The organism is Siminovitchia sp. FSL H7-0308 (genome assembly GCF_037980985.1).
Classification (GTDB): Bacteria; Bacillota; Bacilli; order Bacillales; family Bacillaceae_C; genus Siminovitchia; species Siminovitchia thermophila.
The window spans coordinates 1249695-1269471 of sequence record NZ_CP150282.1; the positions used below are offsets into that span (position 1 = coordinate 1249695).

Genomic DNA, 19777 nt, shown 5'->3' on the forward strand with positions numbered 1-19777 from the left:
GACGATTGGAGGCATCCAGATTTTTCATCTTGGAAAAACAACTGTCAAGAGCTTCCTTCACTTTCACTTTTCATCATCATATTTTCATTTTTAGAATCATACGATGTAATTGAGCTATATTTTTGGCACGGAGTGAAAGGAGGAAGCCGTCTTGCCTGATCAACAACAATCGTCCATCAAGTTTTCATTGGAAGAATCCGTTTTGTTTCAAAGCGGACAGGAAGTCGATGAACTTGTGTCAATTTCATTGGATCCGAATATATCCATTTTAGAAGAAGATGATTTCGTTTTTTTAAGGGGATATTTGGGGCTTGCCGGAGAATATAAACCGGTTATACCAGAGCATGGAGAAGACCAGCCGCGTGATGATACAGGTCATTTTATACAAGTTCAGGAACGTGAAGAGGGGGATTTCGTATTTTCCCATCAATTTCCTGTCGATATTACCATCCCGAAACAGCGAGTAGCGAATGTCGATGAATTATTTGTAGAGGTCGAAAGTTTTGATTATGATCTTCCAGAGAATTCCTGTTTGAAAATTGACGCGGAAGTCATTGTTTATGGGCTACATGATTCCCAAGGAGAGGAACAAATTAAGAAGGACGATGGGGATGAGCCAGAAAGAAGTTCTTACGTGGACAAACATGAAGAACAAAGCGATATTGATGAGGAAAGCGGGGAAGGTGCAGTTGAAATTCAACTGCAACATGCTGAGGAAGAGACGCTAGAGAGTATAAACAGGAATGATACGGAGGAGGAAGCTGGTAAACATTCTGCAGAAAGCGACAGTCTATATGAACCTTTTACTGCGGAGGCGAGATCCATTTCTGATTCCAACGAGGCCGATCCTCCTGCACATCTCCAGCATCAACCGGCATTTCCGTTCCCATTTCCTGTCCTTCCGGAAATGGATATGGATGAACTTGCGATGCGAGCAAAAAAGTTTTTCAAAGAAATGGAAAAAAGTGATGAGTCCTCCTCATCTTCAACAGAGTCGCCGCAAAAGGTCGAGGAAACTTCCTCCTACGAATCAAGCGGTCAGGAAAGCAGCGATAAGGCCCAACCTAAATACAAAGAAAAGCCGAAGAAAAAGAAAGGGAAATATCATACGATGTCTTTCGCTGATTTCTTTTCCAGAAAAGAAGATGATGAACCGGCAAAAATAAAAGTTTGTCTTGTGCAACAAGGGGATTCAATTGAAAGACTGGCCGATAAGTATGAAGTCAGTGTTCAGCAAATTTTAAGAGCCAACAAGCTAGAATCAGAGCACGAGCTATATGAAGGGCAAGTGTTATATATACCGGAAAAAACAGCTTATAGAAAATAATGGTAAAGGCGGGGAGGACGATGCGGGGGAATGTCCTCCTTTTGTTTTTATGGATGTAATGATTGTTAGTAGAAGAGATTCCTGCCGGTTTATGCAAATCCATAGGCCATACGCACAGTAAGCGGGTGATGAAACGATGGACGATCCTGTAAAGAGCCTCAAGGAAATTGCCGGCCTTTATGGCCTGAATTTGAAATTTGCCGAGAGGTTTGGACGTGTGTATAAAATTTACACAGATAAAGGTGAATTTGCACTAAAGCGCATTAACGCCAATCGGGGAATCGATTTTCTTAAGTATGTGCAGCTTTTGTACCAGAGAGGGTATTATCGCATCGTACCCATTTATCCCGCATTGGATGGAAGGTATGCTTTGTTGTCTGGGAACAGCTTGTATTATTTAATGCCCTGGTTGGAAAATAGAGAAAGAGAAGGACAATTTAAGAAAAATCAGGAACTGTTTCGGGAGTTGGCGCGTCTCCACACCATTTCCGCCCGGGAAGTGGAGGTCTCACCAGATGATCGAAAAGAACATTATGAACAAACGCTGTCAAGGTGGGAAAAAGAAAAAGAAGGTTTGGAACAATTTGTGGAGCGATCGGAAAAACCTTGGTATATGTCTCCTTTTCAACTGCTTTTTTGTTCCTATTACCATGAGATTGCCCTGGCCCAAAGATACGCCATTGGAAAATTAAAAGAATGGTACGAAGTGACAGAGGATGAGAAAAAAGCCCGAAGTGTGATTATCCACGGAAAATTATCGCCAGAACATTTTCTATACCATGAAAGCGGCTTTGGATATTTTACAAACTTTGAAAAAGCTGGAACCGCATCGCCGATTCACGATCTACTCCCTTTTTTGGCCCGGACGATGGAAACGTATCCGAAGGCGTTTGATGAGTGTATTGACTGGCTTCACATCTATTTTAAATATTTTCCTTTTAGAAAAGAGGAAATGCTTCTTTTTTTAGGCTATTTAGCTCAGCCGGGAAAAATGTATCAAACAGTGGAAAACTACTATTCTGCGGGAAAAGAGAAACATGAATTAAGATGTGTTCAAGGACTTCAACGACAATATTGGTATATGAAAAACACGGAATATATCGTTATGCGCCTGGAGGAATATGAAAGACAAATGCAGGATCCCCCTTCCGAATCATAATTGGAAAGGGGATTATTAAATTAATTCATAATGATAAACGAGTGCGGTCGCAATAAAAACCGTCAACAACAACACGTCAAAAGTAGTCGGAAACAAAACTGTGCGGATCGCCTGAAAAATGGTAAACGGGATAATGAGCTGCTTACATACAGACTTAATTGTTCTTAACCATGACTGGAAAGTATGTTGATTTATTCTTCTCTTCATTTCCGTCCCACCTCCGAAAAATCCCCTTTCAATAAAATATGTGCAACGGAAAAAAATGTGAAAAGAGGCCATGGAAAAGTTGACTCTATCAACGATTTTCATATTATAAAGGTACGGCGGAAGCTTCACGATTGCGCACAGGACGGTGGTAAATTCAATCCCTTAAGGAAGTTCATTTCTCTTGCGAAAATAATTTTCATAGGCTTTAATATGACAATTTCACTTCCTCCACCTCTACGTCGATCCTCTCCCTTTCGAATTGGACCGGAACCGCGAAATCCGTCAGACAAAATCCGGTTCTAAGCATTGGATGGCGCTCCACCAAACGGCCCATCGCTTCGCAAATCCTCTCCTCTTCCAGGCCGGGCACCGACACTTTGTACACAAACTGGTCGTGATAAATGCCCGCACCCTTCATGGCGCATGTTGTGAAACACCATCCCTTGCTGAATATCGCTCATCGGAAACAGATCGACAACATCAGACGGCAGCAAAGAACGATAACATTCGCCCCTTCGCCTTACGAAATATTCGAAGCACTGCTAAACGGCGCTGCGCTGGTTCTCATCCGCAAATCCGCTGTCCCGAATGATTACTTGCTTCATTCCCAAAACAAACACCAATAGTGCAGAGCCGGAGCTTATTTATTCCATTTGGGCAAATGACCTAGCTAAGGAGCATATCTGGCCTCCATCTCATGGATACGCAGGACGAAGGAATGTATGGACTCCCGATCCGGAGAGACATAGGAGGGTGAGCGACCGTGAGTCGTGTGGAGATCTTACGCACGGTTATACCTTATATTTACCAAACTTATCCAGTTCGGTAGTTAGGATGGATCATACCCTAAAAGAATATTCTGTATATATCTCTTTTGAGGTGAGAGAACTATGCGGTGCTAATCCAATGTCAATGAAATTTTGAGAATTAGCGAGTATACTAAATATAATTTAACTTTATTGAAGGAGGAATGAACATGAGCAAGAAAAAATTCCGTTTCGGTATTATCAATGGTGAGGATGTACCGGAAGAGGTAAAAGAGGTAGAGGAAGAGTTGGAAAATTTGCCCGAGACGATCTCCGAAACGGTGCTTGAAGGAATCCGTGATGCTTTGACCGATGAAGAGGACAACAAAGATAAAAATAAACGCGATTAGTTTCACTTCCCGGGGCTGTCCGAAAAGTAATATTGGAGCTTGAAAAGCAAAAAAATAAAACATAAGAATGCTGTAAAATCAACATTCTTGGGTTTTAAGTTTTAGCGCCTTTACTCTAAGTTGGACTTTTTAGTCAGCCCCGGTTTTTTATATACTCCTGAATTTTGCAGTTATAATATATGGAAAACAGCCACGAACCCTTGCAAATACTGGGTTTGTGGCTGTTGTTTTTTTGCAAAAAATCATAGCGGATTTTAATTTCACCAAGGGAACGAATTCTTTTGGAAAAATCAATATTAAAAATGGATCCGAGATCATTAAGGATTTCATCAAAATAATCAAACAAGTAGCAGTTTTGTTTCAAGTGCGTGCACTCTGAATTAGAAAGACTTTCTAGAATGCGTCCAATACTGTATTTGTGGTTTAACTTGAGTTCAATAATCCTGGCACTGGTCAGTGCGATGGAACAAGTTGGAAAATGCGCATGTATGTGTTCTTCTCTGGAAACAAAAACAGGGCGTGCTTCAAGATCGCTTTTGGTCACACGAAAGGATTCTTCAATTTACCATAATCCTCGATAAATATCGATAATACGATCGTCAGTTTCTTTATATTCACTTGTTACAATCGCATAGTAGCCGTCAAGAGCTTCTTCCGCTTTTAATTTTTCCAAATCAAGCTCAAGGAATGTTTTTGGCGAAAGAATTTCACCCGTCTCCTTATCAAACGTTATATTCTTTATATAACTAGCGGCACCCTAGGTAGTCGCTCGAGAATATTTTCCGGGCTTTTGAATAATATCCATTGCTTTTGCGATGACCTTTGCCCGGTCTGCCTTTGCCTTTTTCGCATATTTTTCACTGTAGAAGACCACCTGTTTTTCATCGACCACTTTTTTATCTTTTTCTCATTCTTTGAAGTGACGTATATGGTTCGGGGATAAAGAGCGACTTTCTTTTATACTCTGAGCCATACCACGTGTAACCATCTTCATCCACCACATATTCTTTGAACTCTTTATCGGCACCTCGTACAGCCTCGTACCGACATACTAAATACATGACCATGTTTTCCGGACAGGGTGTAATAGATGTTGTCTCCAGTGGTCATGCCTTTATCGGCAACAACTATGATTTTACCAAGATTATATTCTTTTTGGATTCGTGAAAGTCCCGGCCTAAATGTTAGACAATCGTTCGTATTACGCAGGAACAACTCGAAGGTAATGAGAATACCCAGATTATCTATGAATAATCCCATTTGAACAATAGGGTTGGGCCGGTGTTCTTTGGATACGCCTTTCTTTCTTAAATGATCATTTTTATCAGTTTCAAAGTAATAATTTGTCACGTCATGGTCACAATATCGCTTTTACGCCCATACAGGTGTTAATACGTTCGTTAAGTCGTACCTGTAGCGCTGAACTATGTTAATAAAGAAAGGATAAACAACGGTAAACATCATCCAATGAATAGTTTTGCTTTTAAAAGTATCGTGTTCTATTTTCAAAGGTTTTTTCTTCGAGGCTGGATATAGCAGCCTTGAAAAGAGTTTCTTAATGTCATTACTACTAAAATCTATTTTTGAACCACGTTGCTTGTTCATAAGGAACTTATCAATTTCGAGTTCATGGTAGGTCTGACTAAGTACAACATAACCGAACTTTTTTCGTTAGTCTTGACCGTATATAAGTTTTTCGTCATGAGAAAACTCCATGGAAATAGGGGATAATCGCTCCGCCTTTTTCTGTTTAAGGATCTGAACCCTCTCGTTAAAAAAAACGATGGGGTCTTCATATTGCTTTTCCAGTTCATCCAGATATCCAACCTTCTCAATCGTAATGGTTCGGGAATGTCCTTTTTCTTTATCATAATAGCCATCAAAAAGATACGGCCGTTTTTTTGACGTGTTTTTTTAGATACATGCGAATCCCCCATTTGATTCGCTATATAAATTTATGTATAAAATAAAAATAGCCTGAAACACTAGGTGTACCAGCGCTTCAGGCTATATAAACTTTAATTTCAAGTGCAAAACTGTGGCGTCCCACCTCCGAAAAATCCCCTTTGAATAAAATATGTGCAACGGAAAAAATGTGAAAAGAGGCCATGGAAAAGTTGACTTTGTCAACCGATTTTCATACTATAATACATAATAAGCAATTGCTATGACAGGGAAGAGTATATTGTAACCTGCTTTCAGAGAGGGGAATCAAAGCTGGAAGATTTCCTAAGCAAGGACAATGGAATGTCGCCCTTGAGCAGCTTCCGCGAACTTTATCATGTAACGGAAGCCGGTGAAGAGCCGTTATCGATATTAGAGAGCCGGATTTATGTTCATTCCTTTATCCGGAAAAAAGGTGGTACCGCGAAACAAAACCCTTCGTCCTTTTTTACGAAGGGTTTTTTTGTGTGAAAAGAAAGAGTTAGCTTTGCTCGCCACAACAACTACTTCACCATTCAACCATATTCAATAAGAGGAGGAAGAGAATATGTCAAACAAGGAGCTGGAAATGGCCACAAAATACGATCCGCAGAAGGTTGAAAAAGATCGTTATGATTGGTGGCTTTCCGGAAAATTCTTTGAAACAAAAAATGATCATAAAAAGGAGCCTTATACAATTGTCATTCCGCCGCCGAATGTAACGGGCAGGCTTCACTTAGGGCATGCGTGGGATACCACATTACAAGATATCTTAACACGGATGAAAAGAATGCAAGGATATGATGTACTTTGGCTTCCCGGAATGGATCACGCAGGGATTGCCACACAGGCGAAAGTAGAGGAACAGCTTCGAAAAGAAGGAAAAAACCGCTACAACTTGGGGCGGGAAAAATTTCTTGAGGAAACGTGGAAGTGGAAAGAAGAATATGCTTCTTTTATTCGTGAGCAGTGGAAAAAACTCGGGCTGGGTCTCGATTATACGAAAGAGAGATTTACGCTTGACGAGGGGTTGTCCAAAGCTGTTCGGGAAGTATTTGTCCGTTTGTATGAAGAAGGCCTTATTTATCGCGGCGAGTACATCATTAACTGGGATCCTGCCACTAAAACCGCACTTTCAGATATCGAGGTTATTTATAAGGATGTCCAAGGAGCTTTCTACCATATGCGCTACCCGCTTGCCGACGGGTCCGGGGCGATTGAAATTGCCACAACCAGGCCGGAAACGATGCTTGGTGATACGGCGGTGGCCGTTCATCCCGAAGATGAGCGCTATAAGGGTTTGATCGGTAAAACGGTCATCCTGCCGATCATTGGAAGAGAAATTCCCATTGTGGCCGATGATTATGTCGATATGGAGTTTGGTTCGGGTGCTGTAAAAATTACGCCTGCCCATGATCCGAATGACTTTGAAATTGGCAACAGACATCATCTGGAGCGTGTCCTCGTCATGAACGAAGATGGAACGATGAATGAAAACGCCGGCCAATATCAAGGAATGGATCGGTTTGAATGCCGAAAGCAAATCGTCAAAGACCTGCAGGAAAAAGGAATATTATTTAAAATTGAAGAGCATATGCATTCTGTCGGTCATTCGGAGCGAAGCGGGGCAGTTGTCGAACCTTACTTATCAACCCAATGGTTTGTCAAAATGCAGCCTCTTGCCCAAGCGGCGGTTGAACTGCAGAAAACGGATGAGAAAGTCAACTTTGTACCCGACCGGTTTGAAAAAACATATTTGCACTGGATGGAAAACATCCGTGACTGGTGTATTTCCCGGCAACTTTGGTGGGGACACCGGATTCCGGCCTGGTACCATAAACAAACGGGGGAAATGTATGTCGGTCATGAAGCGCCGGAGGATGAGGAAAACTGGGAACAAGATAACGATGTTCTTGATACTTGGTTCAGTTCCGCCTTATGGCCTTTTTCCACAATGGGTTGGCCGGATACGGATGCAAACGATTATAAGCGCTACTACCCAACCAACTGTTTAGTGACCGGATACGATATTATTTTCTTCTGGGTTTCCAGAATGATCTTCCAAGGGCTCAAATTTACCGACAAAAAACCTTTCCACGATGTGTTGATTCATGGGCTTGTACGCGATGCCGATGGCCGTAAAATGAGCAAGTCGCTCGGCAACGGAGTCGATCCGATGGATGTGATTGAAAAATACGGGGCGGACTCTTTGCGGTTCTTCCTTGCTACGGGAAGCTCGCCGGGGCATGATCTCAGATTCAGTATGGAAAAGGTGGAATCTGTATGGAACTTTGCCAATAAAATATGGAACGCCTCGCGTTTTGCCTTAATGAACATGGATGGTTTTACGTATGAAGACATAGATTTAGAGCAGGAAATGATGGTCGCTGATAAGTGGATTTTAACAAGATTACATGACACAATCGAAATGGTGACTAGACTTTCTGATAAATATGAGTTTGGCGAAGTCGGAAGGGTGCTTTATCACTTTATTTGGGATGATTTATGCGATTGGTATATTGAAATGGCAAAAGTTCCATTATATGGTAATGATGAGGTTGCCAAAAATACGACACGCTCTGTTTTGGCGTACGTTTTGGATCATACGATGCGTTTGCTTCATCCGTTCATGCCATTTATTACCGAGGAAATATGGCAAAATCTTCCACATGATGGAGAATCCATCACAGTTGCTTCCTGGCCGCAAGTAAATGAACATTTGACCGACCGACAGGCAGCAAGTGAAATGAAGACGCTAATGGAAATCATTCGCGCTGTCCGCAATATTCGCGCGGAAGTCAATACTCCGATGAGCAAAAAAATCACTCTCCTGTTAAAAGCGAAGGATGAAACAGTACTTTCCGTCCTGGAAAAGAATCGTATATATATCGAAAGATTCTGCAACCCCGAGGAGCTTAAAATGGAGGTGGGGATGAAGGCGCCCGAAAAAGCGATGTCAGCGGTCGTAACCGGTGTCGAGCTTTATCTCCCATTGGCAGGCCTGATTAATATTGATGAAGAAATTGCCCGCTTGGAAAAAGAGTGGGATAAATGGAACAAAGAAGTGGAGCGGGTTCAGAAAAAATTAAGCAATGAAAAGTTTGTCAGCAAGGCTCCGCAGGCCATTGTAGAAGAAGAGCGTGCCAAAGAGAAAGACTATCTTGCCAAGCGAGCAGCGGTTGAAGAACGCATGGCGGAATTAAAATCAGCTACATGATGGGGCAAGAAGGGTGAATCCGCCATGCGGATTCACGTTCTTTTTATTGAAGGACCGATGGGAGGACAACGGATGAATACATATAGTGAAGCAATGGAGTGGATTCATTCACGGCTAAAGTTTGGAATCAATTTAGGGCTTGATCGCATGGAATGGCTGATGGAGCGGCTCGGGCATCCCGAAAGACGCATGAAGGCGCTACATGTTGGCGGAACAAACGGAAAAGGTTCGACAGTGGCTTTTTGCCGTTCTATTTTAAATGAAGCCGGATATGATGTCGGAACTTTTACATCACCATATATTGAACAGTTTAACGAAAGAGTCAGTGTGAACGGGATTCCGATTTCGGATGAAGAAATCATATCACTTGCCAATACCATTAAGCCAATGGTAGAGGAATTGGAATCGTCCAAGCTGGGGTCCCCAACAGAATTTGAAGTGATCACGGCGATGGCGATGTATTACTTTGCCGAGCTTCGTCCAGTTGACTTTGTTTTGTTGGAGGTAGGGCTTGGCGGCCGTTTTGACTCGACCAATGTTGTTTATCCAGTACTCTCTGTGATCACCAATATAGGAATGGATCATACTCGGATATTGGGAAATACGGTCGAAAAAATAGCTTATGAAAAAGCCGGTATTATCAAAGACGGTGTCCCGGTTTTTACGGCTGTGAAACAAGATCAGGCGATGCGCGTATTAAAAGCAGAAGCAAAAGAGAAAGCGGCTCCCTTTTTCCAACTGGGCATTGACTTTTCAGTTAGTCAGTACGAACCCCGGGCTACGGGAGAACGTTTCCGCTTTACTGGAAATGGAAGGGAACTTGATCAGTTAGAATTGTCTCTAATGGGAGCCCACCAGATTGAAAATGCGTCTCTGGCAGTGGCCTCTTTGCTTTATTTAAAAGATGCCAACATGATTTCGTTGAAAGAACAGCATATTCGAACAGGGTTGGTCAAAGCGTATTGGCCGGGAAGAATGGAAATGATCAGCAAGACTCCTATGATCATCGTCGATGGGGCGCACAATCCCGAAGGGCTGCGTGCTTTTGTGGCTACCATGAAACAGCGTTTTCCAGGGAAAAAGTTGACAGTTGTGTTTGCTGCGCTTGAAGATAAGGATTTGGGGAGCATGCTCCCGTTGTTAAAAGAGCTCGGGGAAAATATTTATTTTACTGAATTTGACTTTCCACGGGCTGCCCCTGCGGATAAGTTAAAAAAAGTGAGCGGTATAGCAGTAGCCAAAGTGGAAAAAGATTGGCAGGCACTTCTGAAAAGATTTATTCCATTATTGAATTCAGACAAAGTTTTGGCGGTTACCGGCTCGCTTTACTTTATTTCGGAAGTGAAACCGGCTATCGTAAAATTATTAACGAACCATCCAGCTTAAACATTCGCTTAACCACTAACCAATGACAAGGTCCCCTTAATTTGTTAATATGACTATAAGCCTAAGTCTTAATAACTATAAAATAAGGGGTGGAGTGTGTGAATACGAGGAAAAAAATAATTACATGGGCCTTATGGCTCATGATCGTCCCGATATGTCACTGGTATGCCTATCAAATTTCTCCACCCCAATATGTCGGCTTCTGGGACATTTTTGCGTTCTCACTTACTGCTGTTATTATCGCGTGTATTCCGCTGACGGTCAATAAAACAGTCGTGTTTTTAACGCAATGGATATCGATTGCCGTTTTTCTTTCTTACGGGATGTTTTATGAAATGGTTCTTCTCCAATTGGCGACGGTCGTTTCCATGCTTGCCATTCAAGATCAGTCGCAGAAATTTTACCGTTACCTCTTATACTCTTCTATGTTCACGTGCATATCATTCATATCAGGGATTGGCTTTTTTGCGGCAGGTGGGGAAGTTGGCTATGACTCCTCACACAATGCTGTATTTCCAATCGCAACTTATGTCATTCTTAGCTTTTCATCTGCATTATTATTACGGGGTTTGTTGCGTTTTTTTACAAATGTGAAAAGCACGCTTTTTGGAAGTGGATTGCTGTGGGACATTTGTCTCCGCCTTGTTGTTTATCCGTTAGGAATCGGCTTGTTCTATTTGAATAATATTATAGGTCCGGCCGCATTTGCTTTAATAGGGATTCCCGTATTAAGTTCTTTGCTCGTGTTAAAGATGTACCAATCTTCTTTGCGGGTAAATTTGCATTTGCAAACCGCCGCTGAAATTGGGCATCAACTCGCTGAACGCTTGAATGTCGAAGAAGTATTAAATTTATTTATGAAAAAAATCACAAAAACATTTCCAGTTGAATGGGCCTATATACTTGGTTTAAAGGGTGACATGCTGGTAGTGGTCAGACAATATGAAAAAGACAGTGATATATTAAACATGATTCCACCTATTCCGAAGGACAAGGGGATTTGCGGCATCGTTTTAAAGCGGGAAAAAGGCCTTATATATGGGGAAAAGTCAGAATGGAGAAAATTTTCACATGGATATTCTCCGAATCATGCCGAGAGTGTCATATGTGTTCCGATCATGCAGGCAAAACAAATCGAAGGCGTTCTATTTCTCGCGTCTTCCAGGAAAAATGCTTTTCATAAGTTTCAACTGATGATTGTCGATATTATGTGCTCTTATCTGGCGGTTGCGCTAAGCAATGCCCGTCATTATGAAGAAACGAAACGGGAAAGCGAATATTGTCCGATGACGAAGATTCCCAACTTCAGATATTTTGATAAATACATATATGAAAAATTTAAGGATCTTCAGGATAAAAAAATAGAATGCATTTCTCTCATTATCGTCGATATCGATCATTTTAAAACGATCAATGATCAATATGGACACCAGGCGGGAGATCAAATCTTAATCACACTGGCTGATAGGCTGCAAGCGCTTGTTGCTGTGCGTGGCGTTCTGGCCAGGTACGGAGGTGAGGAATTTGTCATCCTTCTCCCGGATACAGATGACAAAGAGGCACACGAGCTTGCCGAAACGGTTCGCCAAGCCATTGCCAACCATCCTTTTCTTGTGCATAATGAACTCGACCCTGCCAGAAATATAGTCGAAGTATCAATTACAGCCAGCATCGGAGTTTCAACCGCTCCAAAACATGCCAATGATCCTGTATCATTGGTAAAGTACGCTGACCGAGCATTGTATATTGGCGCAAAACGGGCGGGCAGAAACAGGGTTGCGAAATACGTGCAGGGAGAAAAAGAAACTGATTAGAGCTAGTTGAGTTTCATAAAGAGAGGTATCACAATCCATGACTTTTGCTGTTTTTATATACGGTCTTCTTTTAGGTTCTTTTTTTAATGTGGTGGGAATGAGAGTACCGGCCCAGAAGTCTGTCGTAAAACCGGGATCGGCTTGTCCGAAGTGTGGCCAACGGCTGTCTCCTTTGGAGCTGATTCCTGTTTTGTCATTTGTCATTCAGGGGGGAAAATGCAGGCATTGCCATTCAAAAATATCGCCTCTTTATCCAGTGGTGGAACTTTCAACCGCTTTGTTATTTGTATATGCATATTCCAGGTTTGGCTGGACCTTTGAATTTCTCTTCGCCTGTACCCTCATTTCTCTGCTTGTTATTATTTTTATGACAGACATTAATTATATGCTGATTCCTGACAAAATATTATTAGCTTTTACAGCAATTTTTTTCATTGAAAGACTTATAGAACCGCTTTCCCCCTGGTGGACTTCAGTCACGGGAGCCGCAACGGGATTTGCGTTGCTTCTCCTGATTGCGATTGTCAGCAAAGGAGGCATGGGAGGCGGAGATATCAAGTTGTTTGCCGTGATCGGCTTTGCCCTCGGGACAAAGATTGTTTTACTATCCTTTTTTCTGGCTTCGTTGGCTGGAGCTGTTTTTGGCGCTTTTGGGCTATTGACAGGCACATTCAAGAGGGGAGATCACATTCCATTCGGTCCTTTTATTTCAATTGGAACGTTAGCGGCCTATTTTTTTCATCATGAAATATTTCTTTGGTATTTTTCCCTTTTTTAGGAATACACTAGTAATTTGGCGAAAATCCTTCCCGGGCGAGACGACAAAAGTCTTGTCCTTTTTTTATTTTGACATGCTAGCATAAGGCAAAATACAAAATAGATCGGGAGGAATATAGCATATGGCAAAGAAAAGAAAAGCCGGCAAACAAAAAATGAAGGTTCATATTAATGGACAAGAAAGCCAGGTCTTAAAGGATATTGTCATAAATGACTGGACAAAAGCAGAGAACGAGACGGCGGCAGCGGGTGACAAAGCCGAAACGGGAGACTTTGACTGGGTTTTGCCAGAAAACAAAAAGAATGAGCCTGATGTAGAATATGAACCTATCAATACCCATTTGCCGAAAGAAACAAACAAAAAAGGTCCGCGACATTTTTTCAAAAGTTTTTCACCAAAAAAAGCAGGGGTCGCCCTCTCCACAGTGTTGGCAATCGTGGTTGGACTGGCGTTTGGACTGTTTGTGTATAAGCTGGTCGTTAACTCTGAAAACGATGCCCAGTTGACGGATGCGTCTGTATCACCCGCTGCCAATCGAAAAGCGGAAACCGCTAATTTATCCGTAAAAGCCCCGGAAATAAACACTGCGGTCATCCAAGGCGGTGTATTTAATACAGAGGAAGCCGCAAAAGCAGCTGTCGATAAGCTTTCTGAGAAAGGCATACCTAGCGCAACGATTGCGGTAGACGGGCAAAATTTTCTGTTTATCGGGGTAACGGCAGATGTGTCTTCGGCGAGGGTTTGGTCACAAGAGCTTGCAACATCGGGCATTGATGTATACCCGAAAGAATTTGCCATTCCGGAAAAGGAAATTAAGGTAGGTTCGGAGGCTGAATCTGCCCTATTGTCAGATTCAATACAAATCTTTCAGAGTCTTCTTGGACAAGCTTCCAGCGCTGAACTGAAAGGTGCAGCAGATCCAGATGAGTTAAAGCAAATCGGGGAAAAGGTAGGATCAATTAGTAAAAATAATGAGGGAAGTGACGGTATTAACGATTTAGGTAAATATTTAACAGAAGCGCAGAAGGCTCTTCTTGAATTTACGGAATCAGGAGGCCCGGACAGCTTGGCTAAAGCCCAGCAAGCGCTGTTGCTCTTTTTAAAAACATATCATGACCTAGGTCAAGAGCCCGCTGCGTAAAAGCCGGGCTCTCTTTTTTCGGACCAAGAGCAAGTATTGTTTCTTCGGATTTGATTTGGTACGATAATAGTGTATCTCCCAAGAAAGGAAGAAACTTTATGCCCCGACTCGTTTTAGCTTCCACATCTCCCCGCCGAAAAGAACTTCTAGAAATGCTTCATATTCCATTTACGGTTTGTTCCCCACAAGTAGATGAAACGATTTCCGCCTCCATATCTCCAGCGAACATGGTGATGGAATTGGCCGCTCGAAAAGCAAAAGCCGTCGCTAAGCATCATGGTGATAGCTGCGTGGTTGGCGCAGACACAATTGTAGCGATTCATGGCGATATGTTAGGCAAGCCTTTTGACAAAAAGCATGCTTTTCAAATGTTACAAACATTATCAGGACAGACCCATTTCGTTTTTACCGGGGTGGCCGTATTCTTTGCGGACACTATTGAAACATATTATGAAAAAACGGAAGTCACTTTTTGGGAACTGTCAGAAAAAGAGATTGAACGCTATATTGCAACAGATGAACCGTTAGATAAAGCAGGCGCGTATGGCATTCAAGGATGGGGATCCTTATTGGTAAAAGAAATTCACGGGGATTACTTTTCAGTTGTCGGTCTTCCAATCGCCCGTGTTGCAAGAATGCTTGAAAAAATCGGCTTCCCCATTTTTCAACAATACGAATGAAAGGATGAAAAAACAGCGAAATTGGATACTTTAATGATCAAAGACTTTCCCATTGAAGACAGGCCGCGCGAAAGACTTATTCAACATGGCGCAGCCAGTCTTTCCAATCAGGAACTATTGGCGATCTTGTTAAGGACAGGAACAAAGTCAAAATCGGCTCTTCAACTGGCGAATAAGCTGCTGGCACAATTTGATGGGTTATTATGGCTAAAAGAGGCGGCTCTGGAAGAGATAATGGGAATTAAAGGAATCGGCAAAGTGAAAGCGGTACAAATTGCTGCAGCGATAGAACTCGGGAGAAGAATCGGCAACCTCACCTATAATGATCGTTACATCATTCGCAGTCCTGAAGATGGTGCGAATTATGTTATGAACGATATGCGCTTTTTAACACAGGAACACTTCGTTTGCCTCTATTTGAATACCAAGAATCAAGTTCTCCACCGACAAACCATTTTTATCGGAAGCTTAAACGCTTCTATCGTTCACCCTCGAGAAGTATTCAAGGAAGCTTTCCGCCGATCGGCCGCTTCCATCATCTGTTTTCATAATCATCCATCAGGAGACCCGACACCATCGAGAGAGGATATTGAGGTGACAAACAGGCTCGTTGAATGCGGTAAAATGATGGGAATCGAAATCCTCGACCACTTGATCATCGGCGATAATAAATATGTCAGTATGAAAGAAAAAGGTTTTATACGATAAGACGTTAGGGAGTACAACATGTTTATTGGAATGCATCGGGGTTAGAAAGGGAGATACATGTTTGCTAGGATAATGGGGTTTTTTAAAAGTCCCGAAAAACCCGGTGGAGAAAGTAAATTTGTTGTTTTCTCCACCGGGTTTACGATTTTCCCACATAGATTCGCAAACTAAGCACCAAGAGCCGCATCCTGACGGCCCGACCTCGGCAAACTGTAAGAAATAAACAAGATTTTGATTCAGGATGAAAATTGCAAGAATCATTGTTACAGAGAAAGAAGTTGTGCGGGTATAGCAAAGTTATAAGGAGAACGGTCTCCCAATAATGATGTGGGTGAAAAAACAGACCCCCTGCAGCGAGTTATGAATCCGATTCTTCCACCAGAAATTTCTGAGTTAATGAGCGTCTGTTGCCGCATTATAAGCTGATCATTTAAATAAGAAGATAAAGCTTTCAATTTTTTTAATATCTCATATATACCATACAAAAGAGAGCCAGCTTTCGGTATAATTAAGTTTGCGAACGATTGCCTATATGGAAGAAAATAGACGCTATATTCCATGCGCGCGGTACTTTAAATTGAAATAATGGCCATTTTTCAATGGGAAAAAGACTTTCTTATCAAATATACAAAGTGACATCTATTCTAGCCCTTCAACATTTTAAAAGTGAGCTTTTTTTCTTGAAACCTACGGCGCACGATAAAATGCACCTTGGTATATGAGGAGGAATCAGGTATAATTCCCTTTATGCCAGCTAAAGTTCCAGCAAATAAAAAAGAAGATTTTTAAAATATTGATAAAAGTGCAACTTAGCGGGTAGAACCAGTTGAAGCTTTTGCCTTCCATTGACTTGGCTTACCTTTTCAATTTGTGCGCATTTGAAAAGGAGGGTTTCATCCGATAATAAATAGGCGCCATTTGGCTGATGCCATGTATGACGCTTTGTTAAGAATCTATGAACAAACAGGGTAATCATTGTTTAGGCAGATGTAGATTTAAATGGGTAATTTCATAAAAAATTCTAGAAGAGGAATGATTAGATAAAAGATCAGAAATACATTGTGATCATGAAAAATTCTACGAGGCTTTTGTAACTTCTAGTTACAGAATGAATGATTCGAATGCTAATTAGATTAACAGGCGGATCAAAAGCCCCACAGTCGAGCAAGGCTTTGATTTCATTTTTTAAACATATTCATTTTCGTTCGTATTATCTAGACTAAATGTTATGGAAGTGGTTTCTTATCTTAACCATATCAGCTATATTAAGTATATACCTCAACATGAAAAATCTGTTTTCCACTTCGGTGGCTTCAATACTTCGAGAATACACTCCGGGGAGTAAGCATCTCATTAGGCAGCCGCTACATCACTAATTATCCACCCGATGAGGGAAGATGTCTATATGACAAAGAGGCTTTGAAAAGCGCGAAAAAGACCATTTTGAATTCGCATGGTTCAGTCTATCGTCAGTCGTCGCTTACCAATATGTCAACATGAAAGAAAAAGGATTTAAGTGACACTATGCTTTTCATAAATGATAAGATATAATTAGTCTTGTGATTTTTTTTTCAAAGTTGTAATGAGGTTGTAATAAAACACAATTCATAATAAAGTCCATCCTGACCAATTGTAATGGGGTAGAAAGGGAGATACATACATGTTTGGAATCGGTACAAAAGATTTAGGAATTGACTTGGGCACAGCCAATACGCTTGTTTTTGTCAAAGGGAAAGGAATTGTATTGCGGGAGCCTTCAGTGGTTGCCATCAACACCGAGACAAAGAAAATCGTTGCAGTCGGAAATGATGCCAAAAAGATGATCGGCAGAACGCCGGGAAATATAGTGGCGATGCGGCCAATGAGAGATGGCGTTATTGCCGATTATGAAACGACAGCAACGATGATGAAATATTTTATAAAACATGCAGGAAAAGCAAAAGGAGCTTTTGGGGGCAAACCGTACGTTATGGTATGTGTGCCTTCCGGAATTACAGCAGTGGAACAAAGGGCGGTGCTCGATGCCACTAGAGAGGCGGGAGCCAGGGAAGCTTATCCAATCGAAGAACCTTTCGCTGCTGCGATCGGTGCTGATTTGCCTGTTTGGGAACCAACTGGAAGCATGGTCGTGGATATTGGCGGCGGAACGACGGAAGTGGCAGTCATTTCTCTGGGAGGGATTGTTACAAGCAATTCCATTCGAATTGCCGGAGACAATTTTGATGAAGCCATTGTCAACTATATCCGAAAAACATATAATTTGCTCATTGGGGAAAGAACGGCTGAAGCTATCAAAGTTGAAATTGGCTCGGCTGGAGCAGTCGAAACGAACGAAAAGATGGAAATTCGCGGCCGTGATTTATTGACAGGGCTCCCCAAAACAATTGAAATTACGGCGGAAGAAATTTCGGAAGCTCTCCGTGATACGGTTTATACGATCATTGATGCTGTGAAAAACACGTTGGAGAATACACCGCCTGAGCTTGCGGCAGATATAATGGATAGAGGAATTGTCCTTGCAGGAGGAGGAGCCCTCCTTCGCAATTTGGATAAAGTCATCAGCGACGAAACAAAAATGCCTGTTCTGATTGCGGATGAACCGCTGGATTGTGTAGCGATCGGAACCGGGAAGGCGCTGGACCATATTAACATGTTTAAAAATCGTGCGTAAGATTGTATTTGCTTTAATTGAGAAAATTGGCAGAGGTCGTCTTTTTTTTGCGGCCCTCTGCTTTCCTATGCAGACATCTGACTCCCTTTTTAGAAGGGACAGATACCGGCTAATTGAAAACTGGGGTGGGTTTTAATGCCACATTTTTTTCTGAACAAGCGGCTGATCATCTTGTTAATCGGAATCATTATTCTTGTTTCTTTAATCGGTTTTTCATTAAGGGACAGAGACAATATCTCGCGGCCAGAGCAATTTGTGAAAGATGTCGTGGGTTTTGGCCAATCCCTCGTTGCAAAACCCGCACACAAGATAGCGGGTTTTTTCGAGGGCTTCGAAGAGTTGCAAAATACATATAAAGAAAACAAAAAATTAAAAGCTCGCTTGGAAGAAGTGGCGAGACTTGAAAAAGAAATGACCGAGCTCAAAAAAGATAATGCTGAATTGCGCGAGGCTCTTGGTAAAAAAGAGAGCTTGAGAGATTTTACCCCGATTCAGGCCACTGTCATCGGCCGAACACCAGACCGCTGGTTTGAAAAGATCGTTATCGATAAAGGGGGAAAAAGCGGCATAAAGCCTGATATGGCCGTCATTACGTCCAAAGGACTTGTTGGGAAAGTTGTTTCTACATCAGAAATGACATCAACGATTGAATTGCTCAGTTCGGATAATACAAAAAACAGGGTTTCCGCTTTGATTCAAGCAAAGGGTTCCGTGCATGGTTTAATTGACGGGTACGACAAAGAAAAGAAAATGCTGATAATGAAGGATTTGCCCATTGATGAAGCCCAAATTGAAAAAGGACAAAATGTCATTACTTCGGGCTTAGGCGGTATTTTTCCAAAAGGACTTGAAATTGGAACGGTTGAAGAAGTGACCCTTGATCAATATGGACTGTCGCAAATCGCTTATATTAAACCTTTTGCCGAATTCTATGATTTCGAACACGTAATGGTTGTTGCCCGCTCTATTCAATCCGGGGATAAGGAGGAAGACGAATGAAGCGGGTTCTTCTTCCTCTCGTATTGATTGCTTGTTTTTACGCCGAAAGCCTATTTACTGATTTTTTTACAACAGCCTCTTTATTTAAAGACCGGATGGTTATCCCCCATTTTTTGTTGATCGCGTTAACATTGATGGGGATATACTTTGTTCGTAACACAACGATCATATATGCGGCGTTATTCGGACTGATTTTTGATATATATTTTACGGGAATTATCGGGGCTTACCTGTTTTTATTTCCCATTTCCGTCTATATAGCTTCTAAAATGATCAGGATTTTACATGTCAATGTGCTGACTGTAGGGCTGATTGTGATCGTGAATATTTCACTAGTGGAATCGCTCATTTTTGGATTAAACATACTGCTTTTCAATGTTCCTGTAACAATGATGGAGTTTCTTGAAAACAGACTGCTGCCATCTCTTGTACTGAATTTAATTTTCTATTTCATCATTTTTATCCCATATACAAGATGGCTGCAACATTTGCATAAGCAACTGTCATCCGAATAATACGGAGATGATGAAAATTTGCCCACGAAAAAGGGAAATCGCCAGCGATTGTCGAAAATAGAAGAAATGAACCTTGCTGGTGTTCATCAAACTGTA

At 41.8% G+C, this 19777-nt stretch carries 16 protein-coding genes and 1 other annotated feature; of the genes, 13 read left to right on the plus strand and 3 right to left on the minus strand.

Annotated elements, in window-relative coordinates; translation table 11 throughout:
- Positions 1-151 precede the first annotated feature (151 nt).
- The gene (gene spoVID, locus MHB50_RS05855) at positions 152-1327 is read left to right on the plus strand and encodes a stage VI sporulation protein D (protein ID WP_340085013.1); all 1176 of its coding nucleotides are present in this window, start codon (positions 152-154) and stop codon (positions 1325-1327) included.
- A gap of 136 nt (positions 1328-1463) precedes the next feature.
- Complete coding sequence (ysxE, locus tag MHB50_RS05860; RefSeq protein ID WP_340085014.1) at positions 1464-2486, plus strand: spore coat protein YsxE; 1023 nt, start codon at positions 1464-1466, stop codon at positions 2484-2486.
- 15 nt (positions 2487-2501) lie between these two features.
- Here the strand turns inward: ysxE and MHB50_RS05865 are convergent, their stop codons facing one another.
- Positions 2502-2693: a hypothetical protein gene (locus tag MHB50_RS05865; RefSeq protein ID WP_340085015.1), complete on the minus strand. Its 192-nt coding sequence runs from the start codon at positions 2691-2693 to the stop codon at positions 2502-2504.
- A 299-nt stretch (positions 2694-2992) separates the two neighbouring features.
- Positions 2993-3187, minus strand: a complete 195-nt coding sequence (locus MHB50_RS05870; RefSeq protein WP_205178233.1) for a hypothetical protein — start codon at positions 3185-3187, stop codon at positions 2993-2995.
- Between the two features lie 482 nt (positions 3188-3669).
- Here MHB50_RS05870 and MHB50_RS05875 point away from each other — a divergent pair, with 482 nt between their 5' ends.
- Positions 3670-3849: a hypothetical protein gene (locus MHB50_RS05875; protein WP_205178232.1), complete on the plus strand. Its 180-nt coding sequence runs from the start codon at positions 3670-3672 to the stop codon at positions 3847-3849.
- A 757-nt stretch (positions 3850-4606) separates the two neighbouring features.
- Here the strand turns inward: MHB50_RS05875 and MHB50_RS05880 are convergent.
- Positions 4607-4741: a hypothetical protein gene (locus tag MHB50_RS05880; protein WP_340085016.1), complete on the minus strand. Its 135-nt coding sequence runs from the start codon at positions 4739-4741 to the stop codon at positions 4607-4609.
- A 1266-nt stretch (positions 4742-6007) separates the two neighbouring features.
- Positions 6008-6242 (plus strand) — a binding site (T-box leader).
- A gap of 98 nt (positions 6243-6340) precedes the next feature.
- On the opposite strand from MHB50_RS05880, the gene MHB50_RS05885 reads away from it, so the two are divergent.
- From MHB50_RS05885 to mreD, 10 genes are all read left to right on the plus strand, one after another.
- Entirely contained in the window at positions 6341-8989 is a 2649-nt protein-coding gene (locus MHB50_RS05885) for a valine--tRNA ligase (protein ID WP_205178230.1), read from the plus strand.
- A gap of 72 nt (positions 8990-9061) precedes the next feature.
- Positions 9062-10375, plus strand: a complete 1314-nt coding sequence (locus MHB50_RS05890; protein WP_339162541.1) for a folylpolyglutamate synthase/dihydrofolate synthase family protein — start codon at positions 9062-9064, stop codon at positions 10373-10375.
- Between the two features lie 98 nt (positions 10376-10473).
- Entirely contained in the window at positions 10474-12189 is a 1716-nt protein-coding gene (locus tag MHB50_RS05895) for a sensor domain-containing diguanylate cyclase (protein ID WP_340085017.1), read from the plus strand.
- Positions 12190-12226: 37 nt separating this feature from the next.
- On the plus strand, positions 12227-12967 hold the full coding sequence (locus tag MHB50_RS05900; RefSeq protein WP_339162546.1) for a prepilin peptidase: 741 nt from the start codon (positions 12227-12229) through the stop codon (positions 12965-12967).
- A 121-nt stretch (positions 12968-13088) separates the two neighbouring features.
- Positions 13089-14108, plus strand: a complete 1020-nt coding sequence (locus MHB50_RS05905; RefSeq protein ID WP_339162548.1) for a hypothetical protein — start codon at positions 13089-13091, stop codon at positions 14106-14108.
- Positions 14109-14206: 98 nt separating this feature from the next.
- Positions 14207-14788: a Maf family protein gene (locus MHB50_RS05910; RefSeq protein ID WP_340085018.1), complete on the plus strand. Its 582-nt coding sequence runs from the start codon at positions 14207-14209 to the stop codon at positions 14786-14788.
- 21 nt (positions 14789-14809) lie between these two features.
- Positions 14810-15496 carry a DNA repair protein RadC gene (gene radC, locus MHB50_RS05915; RefSeq protein ID WP_340085019.1) on the plus strand — a complete coding sequence of 229 codons (687 nt, stop codon included), beginning with the start codon at positions 14810-14812 and terminating at the stop codon, positions 15494-15496.
- A 1660-nt stretch (positions 15497-17156) separates the two neighbouring features.
- A complete protein-coding gene (locus MHB50_RS05920) occupies positions 17157-18167 on the plus strand; it encodes a rod shape-determining protein (protein WP_077113066.1) in 1011 nt (336 codons plus the stop codon).
- Positions 18168-18302: 135 nt separating this feature from the next.
- Entirely contained in the window at positions 18303-19166 is an 864-nt protein-coding gene (mreC, locus tag MHB50_RS05925; RefSeq protein WP_077113065.1) for a rod shape-determining protein MreC, read from the plus strand.
- Positions 19163-19681 carry a rod shape-determining protein MreD gene (gene mreD, locus MHB50_RS05930; RefSeq protein ID WP_077113064.1) on the plus strand — a complete coding sequence of 173 codons (519 nt, stop codon included), beginning with the start codon at positions 19163-19165 and terminating at the stop codon, positions 19679-19681. Before mreC ends, mreD begins: the two co-directional genes overlap by 4 nt.
- The last annotated feature ends 96 nt before the right edge of the window (positions 19682-19777 follow it).

Excerpts from the sequence above, each read along its gene's own strand:
- ysxE (WP_340085014.1), top strand. The coding sequence starts at position 1,464 with ATGGACGATCCTGTAAAGAGCCTCAAGGAAATTGCCGGCCTTTATGGC.
- MHB50_RS05865 (WP_340085015.1), bottom strand. The coding sequence starts at position 2,693 with ATGAAGAGAAGAATAAATCAACATACTTTCCAGTCATGGTTAAGAACA.
- MHB50_RS05875 (WP_205178232.1), top strand. The coding sequence starts at position 3,670 with ATGAGCAAGAAAAAATTCCGTTTCGGTATTATCAATGGTGAGGATGTA.
- MHB50_RS05885 (WP_205178230.1), top strand. The coding sequence starts at position 6,341 with ATGTCAAACAAGGAGCTGGAAATGGCCACAAAATACGATCCGCAGAAG.
- MHB50_RS05890 (WP_339162541.1), top strand. The coding sequence starts at position 9,062 with ATGAATACATATAGTGAAGCAATGGAGTGGATTCATTCACGGCTAAAG.
- MHB50_RS05900 (WP_339162546.1), top strand. The coding sequence starts at position 12,227 with ATGACTTTTGCTGTTTTTATATACGGTCTTCTTTTAGGTTCTTTTTTT.
- MHB50_RS05905 (WP_339162548.1), top strand. The coding sequence starts at position 13,089 with ATGGCAAAGAAAAGAAAAGCCGGCAAACAAAAAATGAAGGTTCATATT.
- MHB50_RS05910 (WP_340085018.1), top strand. The coding sequence starts at position 14,207 with ATGCCCCGACTCGTTTTAGCTTCCACATCTCCCCGCCGAAAAGAACTT.
- MHB50_RS05920 (WP_077113066.1), top strand. The coding sequence starts at position 17,157 with ATGTTTGGAATCGGTACAAAAGATTTAGGAATTGACTTGGGCACAGCC.
- mreC (WP_077113065.1), top strand. The coding sequence starts at position 18,303 with ATGCCACATTTTTTTCTGAACAAGCGGCTGATCATCTTGTTAATCGGA.
- mreD (WP_077113064.1), top strand. The coding sequence starts at position 19,163 with ATGAAGCGGGTTCTTCTTCCTCTCGTATTGATTGCTTGTTTTTACGCC.